Annotated in this window: 17 protein-coding genes; 3 read left to right on the forward strand and 14 right to left on the reverse strand. The window is 73.3% G+C overall.

Annotation, left to right across the window (positions count from 1 at the left end):
- Positions 1-156: 156 nt before the first annotated feature.
- Positions 157-936: an alpha/beta hydrolase gene (locus tag ACZ6I1_RS14110; RefSeq protein WP_469286828.1), complete on the forward strand. Its 780-nt coding sequence runs from the start codon at positions 157-159 to the stop codon at positions 934-936.
- Positions 929-1,537 carry a hypothetical protein gene (locus tag ACZ6I1_RS14115; RefSeq protein WP_469286829.1) on the forward strand — a complete coding sequence of 203 codons (609 nt, stop codon included), beginning with the start codon at positions 929-931 and terminating at the stop codon, positions 1,535-1,537. The genes ACZ6I1_RS14110 and ACZ6I1_RS14115 overlap by 8 nt, the downstream gene beginning before the upstream one ends.
- Positions 1,538-1,606: 69 nt before the next feature.
- On the opposite strand, the gene ACZ6I1_RS14120 is transcribed toward ACZ6I1_RS14115, so the two are convergent.
- The 7 genes from ACZ6I1_RS14120 to ACZ6I1_RS14150 all read right to left on the reverse strand — a co-directional run bounded on the left by ACZ6I1_RS14120 (position 1,607) and on the right by ACZ6I1_RS14150 (position 6,861).
- Complete coding sequence (locus ACZ6I1_RS14120; RefSeq protein WP_469286831.1) at positions 1,607-1,771, reverse strand: hypothetical protein; 165 nt, start codon at positions 1,769-1,771, stop codon at positions 1,607-1,609.
- A gap of 55 nt (positions 1,772-1,826) precedes the next feature.
- A complete protein-coding gene (locus ACZ6I1_RS14125) occupies positions 1,827-2,597 on the reverse strand; it encodes an endonuclease/exonuclease/phosphatase family protein (protein ID WP_469286833.1) in 771 nt (256 codons plus the stop codon).
- 72 nt (positions 2,598-2,669) lie between these two features.
- Positions 2,670-3,611 carry an ROK family glucokinase gene (locus ACZ6I1_RS14130; RefSeq protein ID WP_469286835.1) on the reverse strand — a complete coding sequence of 314 codons (942 nt, stop codon included), beginning with the start codon at positions 3,609-3,611 and terminating at the stop codon, positions 2,670-2,672.
- 61 nt (positions 3,612-3,672) lie between these two features.
- Positions 3,673-4,137 (reverse strand): DUF5304 domain-containing protein, encoded by a 465-nt coding sequence (locus ACZ6I1_RS14135; RefSeq protein WP_469286836.1) that lies wholly within the window; start codon positions 4,135-4,137, stop codon positions 3,673-3,675.
- Between the two features lie 114 nt (positions 4,138-4,251).
- Positions 4,252-5,481, reverse strand: a complete 1,230-nt coding sequence (locus tag ACZ6I1_RS14140) for an ArsA family ATPase (protein ID WP_469286838.1) — start codon at positions 5,479-5,481, stop codon at positions 4,252-4,254.
- Positions 5,482-5,509: 28 nt separating this feature from the next.
- Positions 5,510-5,953, reverse strand: coding sequence for an SRPBCC family protein (locus tag ACZ6I1_RS14145; RefSeq protein WP_469286840.1), 444 nt, complete (start codon positions 5,951-5,953; stop codon positions 5,510-5,512).
- Positions 5,954-6,033: 80 nt separating this feature from the next.
- Positions 6,034-6,861, reverse strand: coding sequence for a metallophosphoesterase family protein (locus tag ACZ6I1_RS14150; protein WP_469287064.1), 828 nt, complete (start codon positions 6,859-6,861; stop codon positions 6,034-6,036).
- 242 nt (positions 6,862-7,103) lie between these two features.
- Between ACZ6I1_RS14150 and ACZ6I1_RS14155 the strand changes: the two genes are divergently transcribed.
- On the forward strand, positions 7,104-8,900 hold the full coding sequence (locus ACZ6I1_RS14155) for an AMP-dependent synthetase/ligase (protein ID WP_469286842.1): 1,797 nt from the start codon (positions 7,104-7,106) through the stop codon (positions 8,898-8,900).
- On the opposite strand, the gene ACZ6I1_RS14160 is transcribed toward ACZ6I1_RS14155, so the two are convergent.
- The 7 genes from ACZ6I1_RS14160 to ACZ6I1_RS14190 all read right to left on the reverse strand — a co-directional run bounded on the left by ACZ6I1_RS14160 (position 8,897) and on the right by ACZ6I1_RS14190 (position 17,391).
- Positions 8,897-10,525 (reverse strand): GMC oxidoreductase, encoded by a 1,629-nt coding sequence (locus ACZ6I1_RS14160; protein ID WP_469286844.1) that lies wholly within the window; start codon positions 10,523-10,525, stop codon positions 8,897-8,899. The genes ACZ6I1_RS14155 and ACZ6I1_RS14160 overlap by 4 nt on opposite strands.
- Positions 10,526-10,864: 339 nt before the next feature.
- Positions 10,865-12,007 carry a glycosyltransferase family 4 protein gene (locus ACZ6I1_RS14165; protein ID WP_469286847.1) on the reverse strand — a complete coding sequence of 381 codons (1,143 nt, stop codon included), beginning with the start codon at positions 12,005-12,007 and terminating at the stop codon, positions 10,865-10,867.
- 32 nt (positions 12,008-12,039) lie between these two features.
- Complete coding sequence (locus ACZ6I1_RS14170) at positions 12,040-13,170, reverse strand: hypothetical protein (RefSeq protein ID WP_469286849.1); 1,131 nt, start codon at positions 13,168-13,170, stop codon at positions 12,040-12,042.
- Between the two features lie 33 nt (positions 13,171-13,203).
- Positions 13,204-14,247, reverse strand: coding sequence for a C40 family peptidase (locus ACZ6I1_RS14175; RefSeq protein WP_469286851.1), 1,044 nt, complete (start codon positions 14,245-14,247; stop codon positions 13,204-13,206).
- A 221-nt stretch (positions 14,248-14,468) separates the two neighbouring features.
- Positions 14,469-15,497, reverse strand: a complete 1,029-nt coding sequence (locus ACZ6I1_RS14180) for a C40 family peptidase (protein ID WP_469286853.1) — start codon at positions 15,495-15,497, stop codon at positions 14,469-14,471.
- 252 nt (positions 15,498-15,749) lie between these two features.
- The gene (locus tag ACZ6I1_RS14185) at positions 15,750-17,111 is read right to left on the reverse strand and encodes an NYN domain-containing protein (RefSeq protein ID WP_469286855.1); all 1,362 of its coding nucleotides are present in this window, start codon (positions 17,109-17,111) and stop codon (positions 15,750-15,752) included.
- A gap of 40 nt (positions 17,112-17,151) precedes the next feature.
- On the reverse strand, positions 17,152-17,391 hold the full coding sequence (locus ACZ6I1_RS14190) for a hypothetical protein (protein ID WP_008738811.1): 240 nt from the start codon (positions 17,389-17,391) through the stop codon (positions 17,152-17,154).
- Positions 17,392-17,434 lie beyond the last annotated feature (43 nt).

Raw genomic sequence — 17,434 nt, forward strand, 5'->3', positions numbered from 1 at the left:
ACTCTTAAGCCTTCCTGTGTCTGTCGATCAGACCATATCCCGTGGCTCTCCCGGCAGCGGCCCGACGGCCCTGGTCGGTGTCACCCCGGTCGCGTACGGTGAAGTCACACAGAGCAACGCACCCACCTGATGTACCTCGTGATCAAGGAGACCCTGGTGCCCGTCCTCCCTGGAGCCGAGCCGTTCCGCCACGAGGGCGGAGAGGTCGGCGTCCTTCTCTGCCACGGCTTCACCGGTTCCCCGCAGTCGCTGCGCCCCTGGGCCGAGTATCTCGCCGGGAGGGGGCTCACGGTGTCGCTGCCGCTGCTGCCCGGGCACGGGACGCGCTGGCAGGACATGCAGCTCACGGGCTGGCAGGACTGGTACGCCGAGGTGGACCGGGCGCTGCGGGAGCTGCTGGACCGGTGCGAGCAGGTGTTCGTGTTCGGGCTGTCCATGGGCGGGGCGCTGACCCTGCGGCTGGCGGCCAGGCACGGGGACGCCATCAGCGGCATCGTCCTGGTCAATCCGGCCAACAAGGTGCACGACCCGCTGGCCTTCGCCCTGCCGGTGGCCCAGCACTTCATCCGTTCGACGCCGGGCATCGCGAGCGACATCGCGAAGCCCGGGTCGGAGGAGGTGGGATACGACCGGGTCCCGACGCGGGCCGCGCACTCGCTGCGGAAGTTCTTCCAGCTGGTGGACACCGAGCTGCCGCAGGTCACGCAGCCCGTGCTGCTGCTGCACAGCCCGCAGGACCACGTCGTACCGCCGGCCGACTCGGCGCGGATCCTGGCGCGGATCTCGTCCACCGATGTCACCGAGACCCTGCTGGAACAGAGCTACCACGTCGCGACGTTGGATCATGACGCGGAGCGGATCTTCGCGGACAGCTATGCGTTCGTCGGCCGACTGGCGGAGAGCGTGGGCAGGGAGGGGGCGCAGGCGGGTGGCTGAGCACGAGGAGCAGTCGGGCGGGGTTCCGCCGCTGGACGAGGAAGCGGCGTGGGCGGCCATCGTCGCCGGGTACGGGCAGGAGCCGCCGGACCCGCCGGGGTCGCGGCCGTTCAAGCCGATCGAGAACCTCCTGCTGCCGGAGGAAGACGTGAAGCCACTGCCGCCGGAGCCGCAGTCCGCGGGGGGTTCGCAGCCCGAGGACGAGCACGAGCCGAAGCCGAAGGCCGAGCCGAAGCCGGAGCCCAGGCCGGAGCCGGAGCCCCCGGCCGCGCTGGGCAGCTCGGTGGTTTTCGCCCCGGGTGTCGGCGCCCCCGGCCCGGGCCCCCGCGACCACTCGCTCGCGGAGCCGGCGGACGAGGGCCACTTCGTCCCCCCGGAGCCGGAGCTCCCGGAGGCGGACACCACGTCGAAGTTCGCCTGGCTGGCGGTCGTCGGCGGCCCGGTGCTGCTGCTCCTGGCGGTGCTGCTGCAGTGGGAGATGACCTGGTGGCTGACGACCCTGGGCATCGGCGGCTTCCTGGGCGGCTTCGCAACGCTGGTCGCGCGCATGGCCCAGGACGACGACGAGGACGACGACCCGGGCCGCGGCGCGGTGGTCTAGGGCTGCCGTTCCTTGACACCCCGCGCAGAAGCCCCACCGAGAAGGTTCCTCGGTGGGGCTTCTGACGCTTCAGCAACCGCGCGTCTTCAGATACTTCGCGATGATGACGGATGCTCCGTGAGCGCCGTTCCTGGCGGCCAGGAACAGGTCCAGCTCCTCGAACAACACCTCGAGCGCTTTCTCCTCGTCGGCACCGGAAAGCTCCATCCCGACGCCAGAGTCTCCGGCTGCCACGTCCGCGACCTTCACGGAGACTGATGCGGTCAATGGCTCCCGCCGGCGGCCCGGTTCACGACCGGGCGGTGGTCGCCGGGAGGCGGAGGGCGGCCAGGACCGGGAGGTGGTCCGTGGCTGCCAGGAGGTCGGCGGGGGATACGCCCGGCAGGCCGGCCGGGACTCCGCAGGCCAGGACCTCCACCTCCTTCGTCGCGAAGATCCCGTCGATGCGCCGGGCCGGCGCCGAGACCGGGAAGGTGGGCTCGCCGCCCCACGGGGCCACCGACCAGCAGTCCTGCAGTGATCCCGCGAGCTGCCCGAAGGCCGGGCCGTCCGGGCCCTCGTTCACGTCGCCGGCGATGATCCCGTACGGGGTGTCCAGTGCCGCGACCCGGTCCAGGAGGAGATCCGCCTGGGCCCGGCGTTCCGTGCGGTTCAGGGACAGGTGGGCGCAGAGGAGGCCCGCGCGGGCGCCGCCGATGCGGACCACCGCCGTCGCGAAGCCCCGCCGGTGCAGGCCGGGGGTGCGCGGCAGCAGTACGTCCTCGGTCCGCTCCACGAAGACCCGTAGCGAGGACAGCAGCAGCGGCCCGGATGCCGTCGCGCCCCCGCCCAGCACCACCAGGTCACACTTGGCGGCCAGCCGCGCCGCGTGTTTGCGCCACCGGAAGAACCGCGGCGCCTCCTGCACGAACACGAGGTCCGGTGCGCAGGCCCGGATGACCCGGGCCAGCGCCTCCTCGTCGTCGCGCAGCGAGCGGACGTTGTAGGTGAGGACCCGGATCACGGCAGAACCGTCGGGCTCCGTACGGGACTTCGGCAGCGAGGGCAGCAACTGGTCCATGTCCGCAAGATATGCGGCCGCCCGCCGCTCCCCCAAGGGGCGCGGCGGGCGGTCGCGTACGTGCCGGAGGCGTCAGCCCTGGCGGGCCAGGTCGGCGGCGCCCACGAGCCCGGCCTTACCGCCCAGCTGGGCGGCCAGTACCTGCGCGTGCGGACGCCAGGCACCGCCGATCAGCCAGCGCTTGAAGGACTTGCGGATCGGGTCGAGGACGAGGTCGCCCTCGTCGGAGACGCCGCCGCCGACGATGAACGCCGACGGGTCGAAGAGCGAGGCGAGGTCGGCCAGGCCCGCGCCGGCCCAGCGGGCCAGCTCGCGGAAGGAGTCGATGGCGACCAGGTCGCCCTGGCGCGCGGCCTGGCTGATGTGCCTGCCGTCGATGCCCTCGGGGGTGCCGTCGCCGAGGGAGAGGAGGATCGCCGCGTTCTCGGGGGTGGCTTTGGCGCGCTGCTTCGCGTACCGGACGAGCGCGCGCCCGGAGGCGTACTGCTCCCAGCAGCCCTGGCTGCCGCAGCCGCACAGCAGGCCGTCGGGGACGACCCGGATGTGGCCGAATTCGGCGGCGACGCCGAAGCGTCCGCGGCGCAGTTTGTTGCCGATGATGATGCCGCCGCCGAGGCCGGTGCCGAGGGTGATGCAGATGACGTCCTCGTGGCCCTGGCCGGCACCGAAGCGGTACTCGCCCCAGGCCGCGCAGTTCGCGTCGTTCTCCACGACGACGGGCAGGCCGATGCGCTGCTCGACCTTGTCCTTGAGCGGTTCGTGCCGCCAGTTGATGTTGGGGGCGAAGAGCACGGTGGCGCGCTTGTCGTCCACGTAGCCCGCGGCGCCGATGCCGACGGCGTCGATGGTGTGGTTGCTGCTGACTTCGGAGACGGCGGCGCAAATGGCCTCCGTCACTCCGTCCGCGGTCGGCGGGGTGGGCACCTTGTACGTCTCAAGGATGGTGCCCTCTTCGTCGACCACGCCGGCCGCGATCTTCGTGCCGCCGATGTCGACGCCGATGGTGAGTCCCATTAGTCCCTCGGTTTCCGGTCAAACCCCGCCACGGCCCACCGTACCCGAGGGCGGAGGGCCTTCAGTCGAGATCGATCCGCTCGGCCGGTCCGTCGCCGGGGCCGTCGTCGCGGGGATCGCGCTCGCCGGGGGCCTGGCGGGGGGCCGGGGGCTCGCCGCGCGTCCAGCGGCGTTCGTGGCCCTCGACCGCCGAGCGGTAGGCGGCGAGCAGCTCGGATCCGGCGGCCGCGAGGTGGTCGAACACCTCGGGGTTGCGCTCGATGACGGGCTTGGCTGCGATCTTCGCCTGGTTGACGAACTGGCGGACGGCGCCCTGGGCCGCGCCGCCGATGAGGGGGTTGTTCAGGCCGGACACCTTGTCGGCGACGGCCTCGAAGAGCTTGAACAGCTCCTCGGCGGCGGTCCCGGCGCCCTGGCCCCCCGCCGCGCCCTGCCCGCGCAGGCGCTCCTTCTCGGCGGCGAGGTCCTCGGCGCAGGCCTTGGCCCAGGCGTCGTCATCGGTGGGGCGGTCGGTGGCCTCGCTCATGGCGGACTCCTGCGGCGGCTGCGGTGCGTGCGGTGTGCGTGTGCGGTGTGCGTGTGCGGTAGTGGCTGTGCGGTGGTGGCTACCTTCGACGGTACCCGAACGGCGGTACGCGGATCAGGGCGTGCGCGGCCACAGGCCGGGGTCGGGGGTGAAGCGGATGCGCAGCGCGTCCTCGGCCAGGGCGGCTCCGGAGACGGTGCAGCGGCGCAGCGCGGAGGGCAGGGGAACGATCCTGCGGTACGGGCCCACGGCGAGCAGCAGCTCGTCGCCGCGCCGGATCAGGTCGAGCTCGCGCTTGTGCGCGCCGGGCAGCGGGACCACCCAGACGAGTACCCCGTCCTCGGCGAGCCGGTCCTCGACCGTCCAGGCCGGGCGGGGGGCGGGCGCCTGCGGGAGGAGTCCGCCGGCGGCGGCGAGCAGTTCCAGGTCCTGCGGGCCGCGCGGGTCCCGGCCGAGGTGGCCGAGCCGGACCAGGGGAACCTCTCCGGCCCACTGGGAGGCGTACTTCTCCTGCTGGGCGGCGAGACCGGCGAGCCAGGGGTCGGCGGAGCCCTCGGGCAGGAGGCGGTTGGCGACGACGGCGGAGAGGGGCAGCTGCTGGAGGGCGAGCCCGAGCCGCCCCTGCCGGAGCGCGTCGTGGGCGGCCGGTCCCGGTTCGGCGACCAGCCGGACCCCGGTGGTGTCGGCCTCGATGACGGCCTGGACCGCGGCGAGCTCCTCGTCCCAGCGGGCGGCGGTCTCGTAGAGCCACTGCGCGGGCATGGGCACGCCGGCCAGCTGGGCCAGTACGGGCCGCAGGGCGCGGGCGGCCTGCCGCTCGGCGGGGAGCAGCCGGGCGAGGTAGCGGCGCAGCTGGGCGGGAAGGGCCAGGGCGGCCAGGGCCTGGTGGAGCGGGGGCAGGTCGACGACGACGAGGTCGCAGTCGGGCGCGGCGGCGGCCCGCCGCAGGGCGCGCAGCAGGGCGAACTGCTCGGCGCCGGGCAGTTCGGTGAGCTCCTCGGCGCCCAGCGGCCGGGCCCCGACCATCCCGAGGAGGGCCGATCCGCGCTCCTGGAGGGCGACGAGTTCCTCCCGGAACTCCTCGCCGGAGTCCACCCGGGCCACCCGGATGCCGCCCGCCACCGGGACGGCCGGCAGTCCGGGCGCGACGTCGGCGGGCTCCCCCACCGGTTCCCCGGTCAGGGCGGAGAGGGGGTCCCCGGCGTCCCCGGACAGCAGCAGCACCCGCCGCCCCTGCCGAGCCGCGGCGAGGGCGGTGGCCGCGGCCACGGTGGTCCGCCCGGCCCCGCCGGGGCCGGTGATCAGCACAGTGTGCTTGGTGGGCGTGGTGGGCGTGGTGTGCACGGTGTTCAGGGCCTCGGTCCCAGCAGCCTCAGCCGGTCGATTCCACGCGCTTCTTCAGGCCGGCCAGCGCGCGGTCGATGATGACCTTCTCGGCCTTGCGCTTGATCATGCCGAGCATGGGGATCTTGACGTCCACGGTCAGCTGGTAGGTGACCTCGGTGCGCTTGCCGCCGTCCAGCGGGGCCAGCCGGTAGGAACCGTCCAGCTGGCGCAGCATCTGGGACTTGTCCAGGGTCCAGCTGACCTCGTCCTCGCCCTTCCAGGTGTAGGACAGGGTGTGGTCGTCCTTGATCGCGCCCGCGTCGAGCAGCAGCCGGACCTTTTCGGCCCGGCCCTCGGCGTCGGCGGCCATCACCTCGGCCTCCTTCACCTCGCCCGTCCACTCGGGGTAACGGGCGAAGTCGGCGATCACGGCCATCACGTCGGCCGGCGAGGCGTCGATCGTGATGCTTGAGCTGGTGTGTTCCGCCATCGCGGTCGCTCCTCCGTGGAGTTATTCGAGGAAGTGTGCGGCCTTCGGCCGCCGCTCGAAGGCTACCGTGCGTGCGGAGCTCACCACTCCAGGGCCCAGGGCGTCCCGGTGGCCGCGAAGTGCCCGACGTTCACGCACTCGGTGCCGCCGATCCGCATCCGCCGGGCGAGCGGCTGGTGGACGTGCCCGAAGAGGGCGTAGCGGGGGCGGGTGCGCCGGATCGCGGCCAGCAGGGCCTCGCTGCCGCGTTCGAAGCGGCGCGCGACCGTGTCGTAGCAGAGCTCGGGCACCTCCGGGGGGATGTGCGAGCACAGCACGTCCACCTCGCCCAGGGCCTCCACCTTGGCCGCGTACTCCTCGACGTCCACCTCGTACGGGGTGCGCATCGGCGAGGGCAGCCCGCCGCCGACGAAGCCGAAGACCCGGCCGCCGATCTCCGCGCGCTGTCCGTCGAGCACGGTGACGCCGGGGCGGCCGGCGTACTCCGGCCACAGGGCCGGGATGTCGACGTTGCCGTAGGTGGCGTACGTCGGGGTGGGGAAGGCGGCGAACATCTGTGCGTACTGGCGGCGTACGGCGTCCTCGATGAGCCGGTCCCGGTCCAGCCCCGCCCACAGCTGCCGCCCGAAGGCGCTGGCCTCGGCGAAGCGGCGCGCGGTGCGCAGCTCGACGATCCGGTCGGCGTTCTCGACGCCGAACAGGTCGGGGAAGATCCCGCGCGAGTGGTCGGCGTAGTCGAGGAAGAGCACGAGGTCACCGAGGCAGATCAGCGCGTCGGCGCCGTCCCCCGCCCTGGCGAGGGCCTCGGCGTTGCCGTGCACGTCGCTCACGACGTGGACCCGGGTGCGGGGCGCACGGCGGAGCCCGGCGCGGCTCGATCCGCTCGTGCCCGACGTCCCGTCCCGCATGCTCCCGGCCATGCGGCCACCCTAGGGCGGCCGGGTGAGGGCGGGGTAGAGGGGGTACCAGATGCAGCCGGACCTGCGGTTACTTCCGAGTCCCCGGCGGGGTCGACTAGGGTCGGCTCGAAAAGGCCGTGTCATGTGACGCAGGGAACATCTGGCCGGTTCCCTCTATCCGGAACCCACTACCGGTGGGTAACGTCCGGTCGGTCCACATGGTGGCGATGGCGCCCAGAGGAGCAGCAGTCTTGCGCGAGTTCAGCCTTCCGGCCCTGTACGAGGTCCCGTCGGACGGGAACCTGACGGATCTCATCCGCCGCAATGCCGCTCAGCATCCCGACACCGCCGTCATGAGCCGCAAGGTGGACGGCCGGTGGCAGGACGTGACCGCGACCGAGTTCCTGGCCGAGGTCCGGGCCACGGCCAAGGGCCTGATCGCGGCGGGCATCCGCCCCGGCGACCGGGTCGCCCTGATCTCCCGTACCCGCTACGAGTGGGTGCTGGTCGACTTCGCGATCTGGACGGCGGGCGCCGTCACCGTCCCCGTGTACGAGACCAGCTCCCCCGAGCAGATCCAGTGGATCCTCGGCGACTCCGGCGCCGTCGCCGCGATCGTCGAGAGCCCCGGGCACAGCGCGGCCGTCGCCTCGCTGCGCGACCGGCTGCCGGACCTGCGCGACGTCTGGGAGATCGAGCAGGGCGCCCTCGCAGCACTGAAGAGCGCGGGCGCCGAGGTCACCGACGCCGAGGTCGACGAGCGCAGCAGCCTGGCGGGCGCCGACGACCCGGCCACCATCGTCTACACCTCGGGCACCACCGGCCGCCCCAAGGGCTGTGTGCTGACCCACCGCAACTTCTTCGCCGAGTGCGGCAACGCCGTGGAGCGGCTGAAGCCGCTGTTCAAGACCGGCGAGTGCTCGGTCCTGCTGTTCCTTCCGGCGGCGCACGTCTTCGGCCGCCTGGTGGAGGTGGCGGCCGTGCTGGCGCCGATCCGGCTGGGCTGCGTACCGGACATCAAGAACCTCACCGACGAGCTGCAGTCCTTCCGGCCCACCCTGATCCTCGGTGTGCCGCGCGTCTTCGAGAAGGTCTACAACTCGGCGCGCGCCAAGGCCCAGGCCGACGGCAAGGGCAAGATCTTCGACGCGGCCGCCGAGACGGCGATCGCGTACAGCCGGGCACTGGACACCCCCCGCGGGCCGTCCTTCGGCCTGAAGCTCAAGCACAAGGTCTTCTCCAAGCTCGTCTACAGCAAGCTGCACGCGGTCCTCGGCGGGCGCGGCGAGTACGCGATCTCCGGCGGCGCGCCGCTGGGCGAGCGGCTCGGGCACTTCTTCCGCGGCATCGGCTTCACGGTGCTGGAGGGCTACGGCCTGACGGAGTCCTGCGCGGCGACGACCTTCAACCCGTGGGACAAGCAGAAGATCGGTACGGTCGGCCAGCCCATGCCGGGCTCCGTGGTGCGCATCGCGGACGACGGCGAGGTGCTGCTGCACGGCGAGCAGGTCTTCACCGGCTACTGGAAGAACGAGACGGCGACGGCCGAGGCCCTGACCGACGGCTGGTTCCACACCGGCGACGTCGGCACCCTCGACGAGGACGGCTACCTCACGATCACCGGGCGCAAGAAGGAGCTGATCGTCACCGCGGGCGGCAAGAACGTCGCACCCGCCGTGATCGAGGACCGGATCCGGGCGCACGCGCTGGTCGCGGAGTGCATGGTCGTCGGCGACGGGCGGCCGTTCGTGGCGGCGCTGGTCACCATCGACGAGGAGTTCCTCGGCCGGTGGGCCGCGGAGAACGGCAAGCCGGCGGGTGTGACGGCGGCGGAGCTGCGCGATGACGCGGAGCTGAACGCCGCCGTCCAGCAGGCCGTCGACGACGGCAACGCGGCGGTTTCCAAGGCGGAATCGGTGCGGAAATTCCGCATCCTGCCCTCCCAGTTCACGGAGGAGTCGGGCCACATCACGCCGTCGCTGAAGCTCAAGCGGAACGTGGTCGCGAAGGACTTCGCGGACGAGATCGAAGCCCTGTACCGGGGTTAGGCGGTTCCCTGGTCCTCGGAGAGGATCCGGGCCATGTTCCGCTCGGCGAGGGCGGTGACGGTCACGAACGGGTTCACGCCGAGCGAGCCGGGGATCAGGGAGCTGTCGACCACGTACAGCCCCTGGTAGCCCTTGGCCCGGCCGTACAGGTCGGTCGCCTCGCCGAGGACGCAGCCGCCGAGCGGGTGGTACGTGAAGTCGTCGGCGAAGGCCTTGTTGTCGCCGAAGAGGTCGTACCGGTACATCGTGACGTTCCTCCGGTTGATCCGGTCGAACAGGTTCTTCGCCGCGTTGACCGAGGGCGTGTTCTGGTCCCGCCGCCAGTGGAGGCGGGCCGAGTCGGTGGCGGCGTCGTACGTGAAGTGCCCGCGCTCGGGGTTCTTCGTGATGGCCAGGTACAGCGAGATCCAGTGCTCGATGCCCATCGGGAGCGGGGCGACCTCGGCGAAGACGGGGTTCGCGGCGTTGTCCCGGTCGTCGATGCCCAGGGCGGGCATGGTGGCCTGGTTGCAGCCGACGGTGTCCCACAGGTGGTTGGCGCGGGCGGTCATGACGTTGCCGTTGTGGCCCCAGCCGAGCCCGACCCGGTCGCTGAGCGCGGGCAGCGTCCCGGTCTCGCGGGCGCGCAGCAGGATCTCGGTGGTGCCGAGGCTGCCGGCGCCCAGGAAGAGCCGCCGGCAGCCCAGTTCACGGACTTGGGTGACGCGGCCGCCGAGGTCGCTGGTCCGCACGGTGAGGACGTAGCCGCCGTCCGGGTCCTGCCGTACGCCGACGACGCGCTGCATGGTCTCGATGGTGACGTTCCCGGTGCCGATCGCGGCGGCGAGGTAGGTCTTGTCGAGGCTCTTCTTGCCGTGGTTGTTGCCGTAGATGACCTCTCCGGCGAGGGCCGACCGGGTGGCGGTGCCGGCCGCCTCCCGCCGCATGTAGGCGAAGTCGTAGACGTTGGGGACGAAGACGGTCCTCAGGCCGGTGTGGTGGGCGTGCTTGCGGGAGATCCGGGCGAAGCGGTACCACTCGGTGGACTCGAACCAGGCCGGGTCGATGTCGTTGACGCCGAGCATGGCGCGGGCGCGGGGGAAGTAGGTGCCGTACATCTCGTCGGCGTCGACCCCGGGCAGCACCTCGGAGAAGTACGCCCTCCTGGGGGTCGGCGCCATGCCCCCGTTCACGAGCGACCCCCCTCCCACACCTCGGCCGACGTACACGGACATGTCGCCGTGGTGCACGCGGTCGAGGACGCCGGGGTACGGGCTGATGTCGCGGTTGACCACGTCGAGCCAGAGGAACTGGGCGAGCGGGGCCTCGGTGCGCGTGCGGAACCACATGGAGCGGTGGTCGGGCGCGGAGGTGGAGGGGAAGACCTTGCCGTCGGGCCCGGGGGCGTCCCAGAGCCGGCCCATTTCGAGGACGACGGTGCGGATGCCGGCCTGGCCGAGGCGGAGGGCGGCGACCGCCGCGCCGTAGCCGGAGCCGACGACGATGGCGGGCGCGTAGGGGGCTGCGCCCGGCTCGGCGGGGTCCGCGGCTGCGGAGCCCAGGCCGATCCTCGTGAAGCCGAGGGCGGCGGCGGTCTGCAGGGCGCCGAGCCCCAGGACGTGACGGCGTGTCAGGTGGGGTGTCATGGCCGCATGATGGGCGGAATCGGCCGGTTCGGCCAGACGCGGCCGTGCCAGGCATCCGGGGAACAGTCAGCCGTGGCTGCGGCGCGGTGTGCACGGCTCGCCACCGTTGTCAGGGGCTCCGCCCCCGAACCCCCGCGCCTCAAACGCCGGCGGGGCTGGTTTTGGCTGATGCAGTCCCATAGGGGTACGTCGCAGGCTGACGTCGGCCACTTCCAGCCCCGCCGGCGTTTGAGGCGCGGGGTCTGGGGCGGAGCCCCAGCAACGGCGCCGCGCCAAATCAGCCTCGCCGGCGATTGAGACGCGGGCTGGGCGGGAGCCCCATGCGGCCGCCGCGCGGCCTCAGAGCAGGGCGCGGAGGCGGTCCGCCAGGAGGTCCCAGCGCCACTTCTCCTCGACCCAGGCGCGGCCCCGCTCCCCCATGCGGGCCCGCAGGGCCGGGTCCAGCAACAGGGCGCTGATCCGGTCCGCCGCCTCGTCCGGGGCGCCGCCCCGGACGACCCACCCCGTCTCCCCGTCGAGCACCGCGTCCGGCGCCCCGCCCGAGTCGCCGGCCACCACCGGCAGCCCCGTCGCCGAAGCCTCCAGGTAGACGATCCCGAGCCCCTCGACGTCCAGTCCGCCGCGCCGGGTCCGGCACGGCATGGCGAAGACGTCCCCGGCCCCGTAGTGGGCGGGCAGCTCGGACCACGGGACCGGTCCCGTGAAGAGCACCGAGTCCTCGACGCCCACCGAAGCGGCCAGCGCCCGCAGGCCGGACTCGTACGGTCCGCCGCCCACGACGAGCAGCACCGCGTCCGGCACCGCCGCCAGGATCCGCGGCATCGCCTCGATCAGCGTGTCCTGCCCCTTGCGCTGCACGAGCCGCGACACGCACACCACCACCGGCCGGTCGGTCAGCCCCAGCCGCGCCCGGACCTCCGCCCCGCCCGACTCCGGGTGGAAGGTCTTCTCGTCCACCCCCGGCGGCAGCTGCACCATCCGCGCCGCCGCCCGTTCGGACACCGCCGAGGCGATCCGCGAGCGCGTGTACTCCCCCAGGTAGGTCAGCGTGTCGGTACCCTCGCCGATCCGCCGCAGCAGCTGCCGCGCCGCCGGCAGCTGGGCCCAGCCCGCCTCGTGGCCGTGCGTGGTGGCCACGATCCGTCGGGCGCCCGCCCGCCGCAGCGCCGGGCCCATCAGCCCGAGCGGGGCGGCCGCCCCGAACCACACGGACTCGCAGCCGTGTTCGCGCAGCAGGCCGACCGCCCGCCGCGTCACGCGCGGGGTCGGCAGCAGCATGGTCGTGCGGTCGCGCACCACCTGGAAGGGCTGCTCGGCGTCGAAGGCCGCGGTGGCCTCGCGGCCCTCCGCGCTGTGCTTCCACGTGGAGGCGTACACGACGACCCGGTCGGGATCCAGCCGCAGCGCCATGTTGTGCAGGAAGGCCTGGATGCCGCCCGGTCGCGGGGGGAAGTCGTTGGTCACGATCAGCGTCTTGTGCATTGCCTGCCGACAGTACCGGACGTGCGCGGCGCTCAGCGGAGCCAGCCGCGCAGGGCCTCCTGCCAGGCCTTCGTCAGCCCCGCCTCGTCCACGTCCAGCGCCCCGTCGAGCGCTGTCGCGAGGGGCTCGCGGCCCGTCCGCTCGTACAGGTCGGTCAGGGCCTCCTCGCCCCACTTCTCGGCGATCAGCCGGCAGGCCAGCCACGCACCCTCGTACGCCCCGGCCAGCGCCTCCGGGTCGCCGCCGAAGGCGAAGGCGTCCGTCGCGGGCAGCGTCGCGGGCACCTCGCCGCGCCGCACGGCCCGGCCCAGCGCCGGCGCGCCCTGCCCGGGTGTGGTGGGGCCGCCGCGGTACGCGGCCCAGTCCGCGAAGCCCTCGGAGAGCCACAGCGGGGTCGAGGCGGTGGTGGCCGCCCGGGTGGCCACGTGGGTGACCTCGTGGGTGAGGACGATCCGGCGGCCCGCCGCGCCCAGGTCCGCGTACCCCTCCGGGTTGACCACCACCCGGTCCGCCGGGGCGGGTCCCGCGCCCACCCGGCCGGTGGTGACGGCGCCCATGCCCCGGTAGGCGTCGGCCGTCCCGCCCAGCAGCTCCGCCATCCGCTCCAGCGACCCGGGGACCAGCACCACCACCCGCCCGGCCCACGGCCGGGGCCATGCGGCGCTCACCGCGGGCACCGCCCGGTCGGCCTCGGCGGCGACGGCCCGCAGGGCGTCCTCGTCCTGCCCGGAGCCTCCCAGCACCAGGGAGTGCGTGCCCCGGACCACCGACACCGGCCCCTGGTCCCACAGCTGCGGCGGGGCGCCGGGAGCGGGCCGGTCGGCGGTGACCCGCCACGTGCCGCCGTCCTGCCGCAGTTCGAGCGCGCGGGCCGAGCCTCCCGGGGCCGGGTCGTAGCCGGTGAGCCGGTAGCGCAGCTCCGCGCGTACGAGGGCCCGTACGCCGTCCCGCCGCACCGACGCGACCTCGTACGCCCAGTCCTGCACCGGGACCCCGGCGAGCCGCTCGGGCGGTGTCCGCGCCCACTCGGCGACGGCCCGGCGCACGTCCTGCCCGGCCGTGTCCGCCGGCCGCACCGCGCATCCGGCCGCCGGCACGCACAGAAGGCACAGCAGGAGCGGCAGGAGCGGCAGTACGCGGACGAGACGACGGGCCGGGAGCATCAGCCGATCGTACGGGGGGCGGCTCTCCGGGGGTCAGGGCCGGGTGACCGCCGACACCGGCATCATCCCGACGGGGTCGTAGCGGACCCTGGCCCCGGGGTAGGGGGCGTGGACCACCTGGCCGTTGCCGACGTACATGCCGACGTGGCTGGCGTCCGAGCGGTACGTCACCAGGTCGCCCGGGCGGGCCTGCGACAGCGGCACCTGGCGGCCGGCGTACCGCTGGGCCTGCGAGGTGCGCGGCAGCGAGACCCCGGCCTGCCGGTAGGACCACACCATCAGCCCGGAGCAGTCGAAGCCGGAAGGGCCGGTGGAGCCCCACACGTACGGGCGGCCGACGGCGGCCCGGGCCGCCATCACGGCGGTCGCGGCGCGGCCGGAGGAGGGGCCCAGGGAGGGGAGGTCGGGCAGCGCGTCGGGGCGGCCGCCGGAGCGGGAGGCACGCTCGAAGTCGGCCCGCTCCTCGGAGGGCATGGCGTTGAGCAGCCGCCGGGCGGCCGCGAGCTTGGCCGTGACCGAGCGCTTGTGCCGGGCCACCTCGGCGCGCAGCGCGTCGAGTTCGGCGAGTTTGCGGGCGCCCTCCCGGCGCTCCTGGCCGAGTCGGCGCTGCTCCTCGCGGAGTTCGTCGAGCTGCCGGGCCTGGCGGCCGGTCAGCCGGTCCAGGGCGGCGGCCTGTTCCAGGTACGCGTCGGGGTCCTCGGCCAGCATCAGGCCGACGGCGGGGTCGATGCCCCCGCTGCGGTACTGGGCTCCGGCGAAGGTGCCGAGGATGCCCCGCATGGTGTTGATGCGCGCCTGCCCGCGGGCGACCGCGTCCTGGGCCCGGTTGACCTCGGCGCGCAGCCGGTCGGCCTTCTCGCCCGCCTCGTTGAAGCGCTCGGTGGCCTGCTCGGCCTCCTCGAAGAGCCGGTCGACCTGGGCGCGGGAGCCCGTTGGGGGTTCCTGCGGCAGGCCGGGGGCGGCGAGGGCGGGCGCGCCCGTCATGGCGACGGCGGCCGTGGCCGCGGCGGCGGTGAGGACGGTGACCTTCGTGTTCCGGTCGAGGCTGCCGAGCCCGGGCCGGCGATGGGACGCCACGTGAAACCGCTCCCTTCCGCTGGGCGTGGCCCGGGTCCGCCCCCCGTGGACGGACGTGTGCCGGGTTACGCGCTGGCAGACAGTAGCCGCGCCACCGGGCACCGGCCAACGACCGTCGGAGGGCACGCACGGCGACGCCCCGCCGGAGACGCAGGTCACCGGCGGGGCGTGGGGTCAGAGCGGAGCCGTGGAATTCGCCCGGATGGGCGGTGTACGGCGCGTCAGGAGACGCGGACGCCGAACATGAACGGCATGTTGTCCATCGACTCGTACTTGATGCCGCCGCGCGGGTTGGAGGCGTGCAGCGTCATGTTGTTGCCGGCGTAGAGGCCGACGTGGTGCAGGTCGTTGTAGAAGAAGACCAGGTCACCGGGCTGGAGTTGGCTGCGGCTGATGCGCGTGCCGTCGTTCGCCTGGGTGTAGGTGGTGCGGCTGATGCTCACACCGGCCTGCTTGTACGCCCACTGGGTCAGCCCGGAGCAGTCGAAGGCGCTCGGGCCGGTGGCGCCGGAGACGTACGCGCCGCCCAGCTTGGTCTTGGCGGCCGCCAGGGCCGCTCCGGCCCGGCCGGAGGCGCTCACGTTGCCGAGCTCGACGCGCTGGCTGTCGCTGCGGCTGGCGCGCGACTCCTCGTCCTTGAGCGCGGCACGCTCCTGCGCGGTCAGGGTGTTGAGCAGGGCCTGGGCCGCGGCGAGCTTCTCCTGCGAGACCTTCTTCTTCTCGCCGAGCTCCTTGCGGGTGGCGTCGAGGTCGGCGAGCTTGCCGGCGGCCTCCTGGCGCTGCTGCGCGAGGGTGCGCTGCTTGGCCTGGATCTTCTGGACCGCCTCGACCTGCTTGCCGCTCAGGTGCTCCAGGGAGGAGGCCTTGTCGAGGTAGCTGTCGGGGTCCTCGGAGAGGAGGAGGGCGAGCGACTGGTCTATGCCGCCGCTGCGGTACTGGGCGCTCGCCATCGAACCGAGCGTGCCGCGCAGCTCGTTGAGGTCGCCCTGGCCGCGCGCGACCTGGTCCTGGAGCTGCCCGATCTCCTTCTCGAGCTTCTCCTGGCGTTCCTTGGCCCCGTTGAACTTCTCGGTGGCCTGCTCCGCCTCTTCGTAGAGCGCGTCGACCTGGGACTTGACCTCGTCCTTGCTCGGCTTCGCCGGGGCGGCGGTGGCGCCCTGGGTGGAGAGCGCGACGGCCGCGGCCGCGGTGGCGGTCAGCACGGTCACACGAGCGCGGGTCGGCTGCTTGGGTCGACGGTGGGACGCCACGAAGGCGATCTCCTTCTTCCTCGAGCCGCCGAAGAACGCAACTCGGCAGCACCTCCGCTGCCACCCCGAATGAGTGATCTACCGCACGAAGGTTTGAGCAGACCCTAGTGACCCTACTGTGATCAGTTCAAATCCTGCCGGGAAAAAAGTCGGTCCCCGACCAGCTTCTTTACCTACAGCGCACGCTCTGTGCAGGGCACTTGACGGTACGTTCCCCGAGCGCCCCGCCAATTCGGGCATGCAGGGCAGGAGTTACGAAACGCGCGAAAGCCGCTTCAGGAGCAATGCGGACGCCACGGGCCGCGCGCCCGCCTTGGCCACCCCGTCCGCGACCTCCCGGTCGGTGGAGACCACGACCACCGGCCGGCCGGGCGGCTCCGCCCGCACCAGCTGGCGGATCAGCTCGTCCGCCGTCACCCCGGCCTTGGAGAACAGCACCCGGACCCCGCGCGGCGGCGCGAGCAGCACCGGGGCGGCCAGTTCCGCCCCGTCGAAGACACAGGTCATCTCCGCGCCCGTCTGCGCGGCCAGCATCGACAGCCCGCCCAGCAGCCGCAGCCGCTGCTTCTCCAGCGGCATCGTCGGATAGCCCGTCTTGGTCACGTTGTAGCCGTCGACGACCAGATGGGCCTGCGGCAGCGCCAACAGCTGGTCCAGCAGCGCCGGATCGGTCTCCGACAGGGCGCGCGCCGCGATGTCCTTCGGGGTCATCCGGCCCGGCTCCACGGCCTCCACGGTGTCCGCGGGGCGCGTCGACACCGGCGGCAGCGCCAGCTCGCGGCGCAGCCCCGCCGCCGCGTCCAGCACGGTGTCCAGCAGCAGCCGCAGCCGCATGTCCTCGATGCTGCGTCCCTCGCGGGTGGCCCGGCGCGAGGTCTCCAGCGCCGTCTCCACCTCCGCCAGACGGGACTTGAGCCGCCGGGTCTCGCTCTCGGCGGCGGCCACCCGTGCGGCCGCCTCGCCGCGGATCCCGTCGATCTCCGTGTTGACCTTGCGCAGGGCGGCCTCGCCGCGCTTGACGTCGCTGAGCGCGCTGCGCAGCTTGCGCTGAAGCGATTCCGCTTCCTTGCGGGCCTCGTCCAGCTCGGCCCGCACCTGTTCACCGCCCGAGCGCTGCACGTCCCGCAGCTGCGCCAGCTCCTCGCGCAGCCGGTCCAGCTCGCGCCGGGTCTCCTCGCCGACCCGCTCGGCATCGGCGCGCTGCGCCTCCTCGCCGGCGGCGGCCACCAGCTTGACCCAGCCGACCGGCCGCAGGACGTACGCGGCCGCCGCCACGTCCAGCGGATCCGCGGCGGCGGGCGGTGCGCCGGACTCCAGCGCACCGGCCAGGTCCGCCTGCGCCTCGCGCAGCTTCTCGGCGACCCGGCTGCGGAACACGGGGTCGGTCTCGACCGCCGCGGCCATCGCGTTGCCCGCGAACTTGGCGCGCCGGGTCGGGGTGAAACGGGCGTACTGGCGCAGCTGCGCCGGGAGGTCCGCGACCGTCAGTCCGCCGAAGGCGTCCGAGACGAGCGCGACGACCCGGCGCCGCACGCCTTCCGGCAGCGGGCGGTCGAGCACCTCGGCGGCGTCGCCGGCCGCATCGGCCGGCCCAGCGCCGCTTGCTGGCTCCACAGTCCGTCACCCCTACCGATCTACCGTGGGCGGGGCTCCGTCAGGAGTCCGCGCCCGGCCTGTCCACGAGCTCGATCTGGTCCACCGCGTTGCACCAGCGGCAGCGGACCGACTCGATGGTCTCATTGACCACCTCGCGCTCCTCGACCTTGGGCTCCCCGGCGAGGTCCAAGTGGACGTACTCCACGACCTTCGACGAACGGGTGACGTCGAAGCGCGTGAGGTTGCCGCACAGGGTGCAGCGCCACCGGGTGGTGTCGGTCGGCAGGGGAACCGTCATCAGGCCGCTCTCTCCTTCGTAGCTGATTCAATTAAAGCCGTCG

This window comes from Streptomyces sp. NPDC046303 (genome assembly GCF_055588085.1).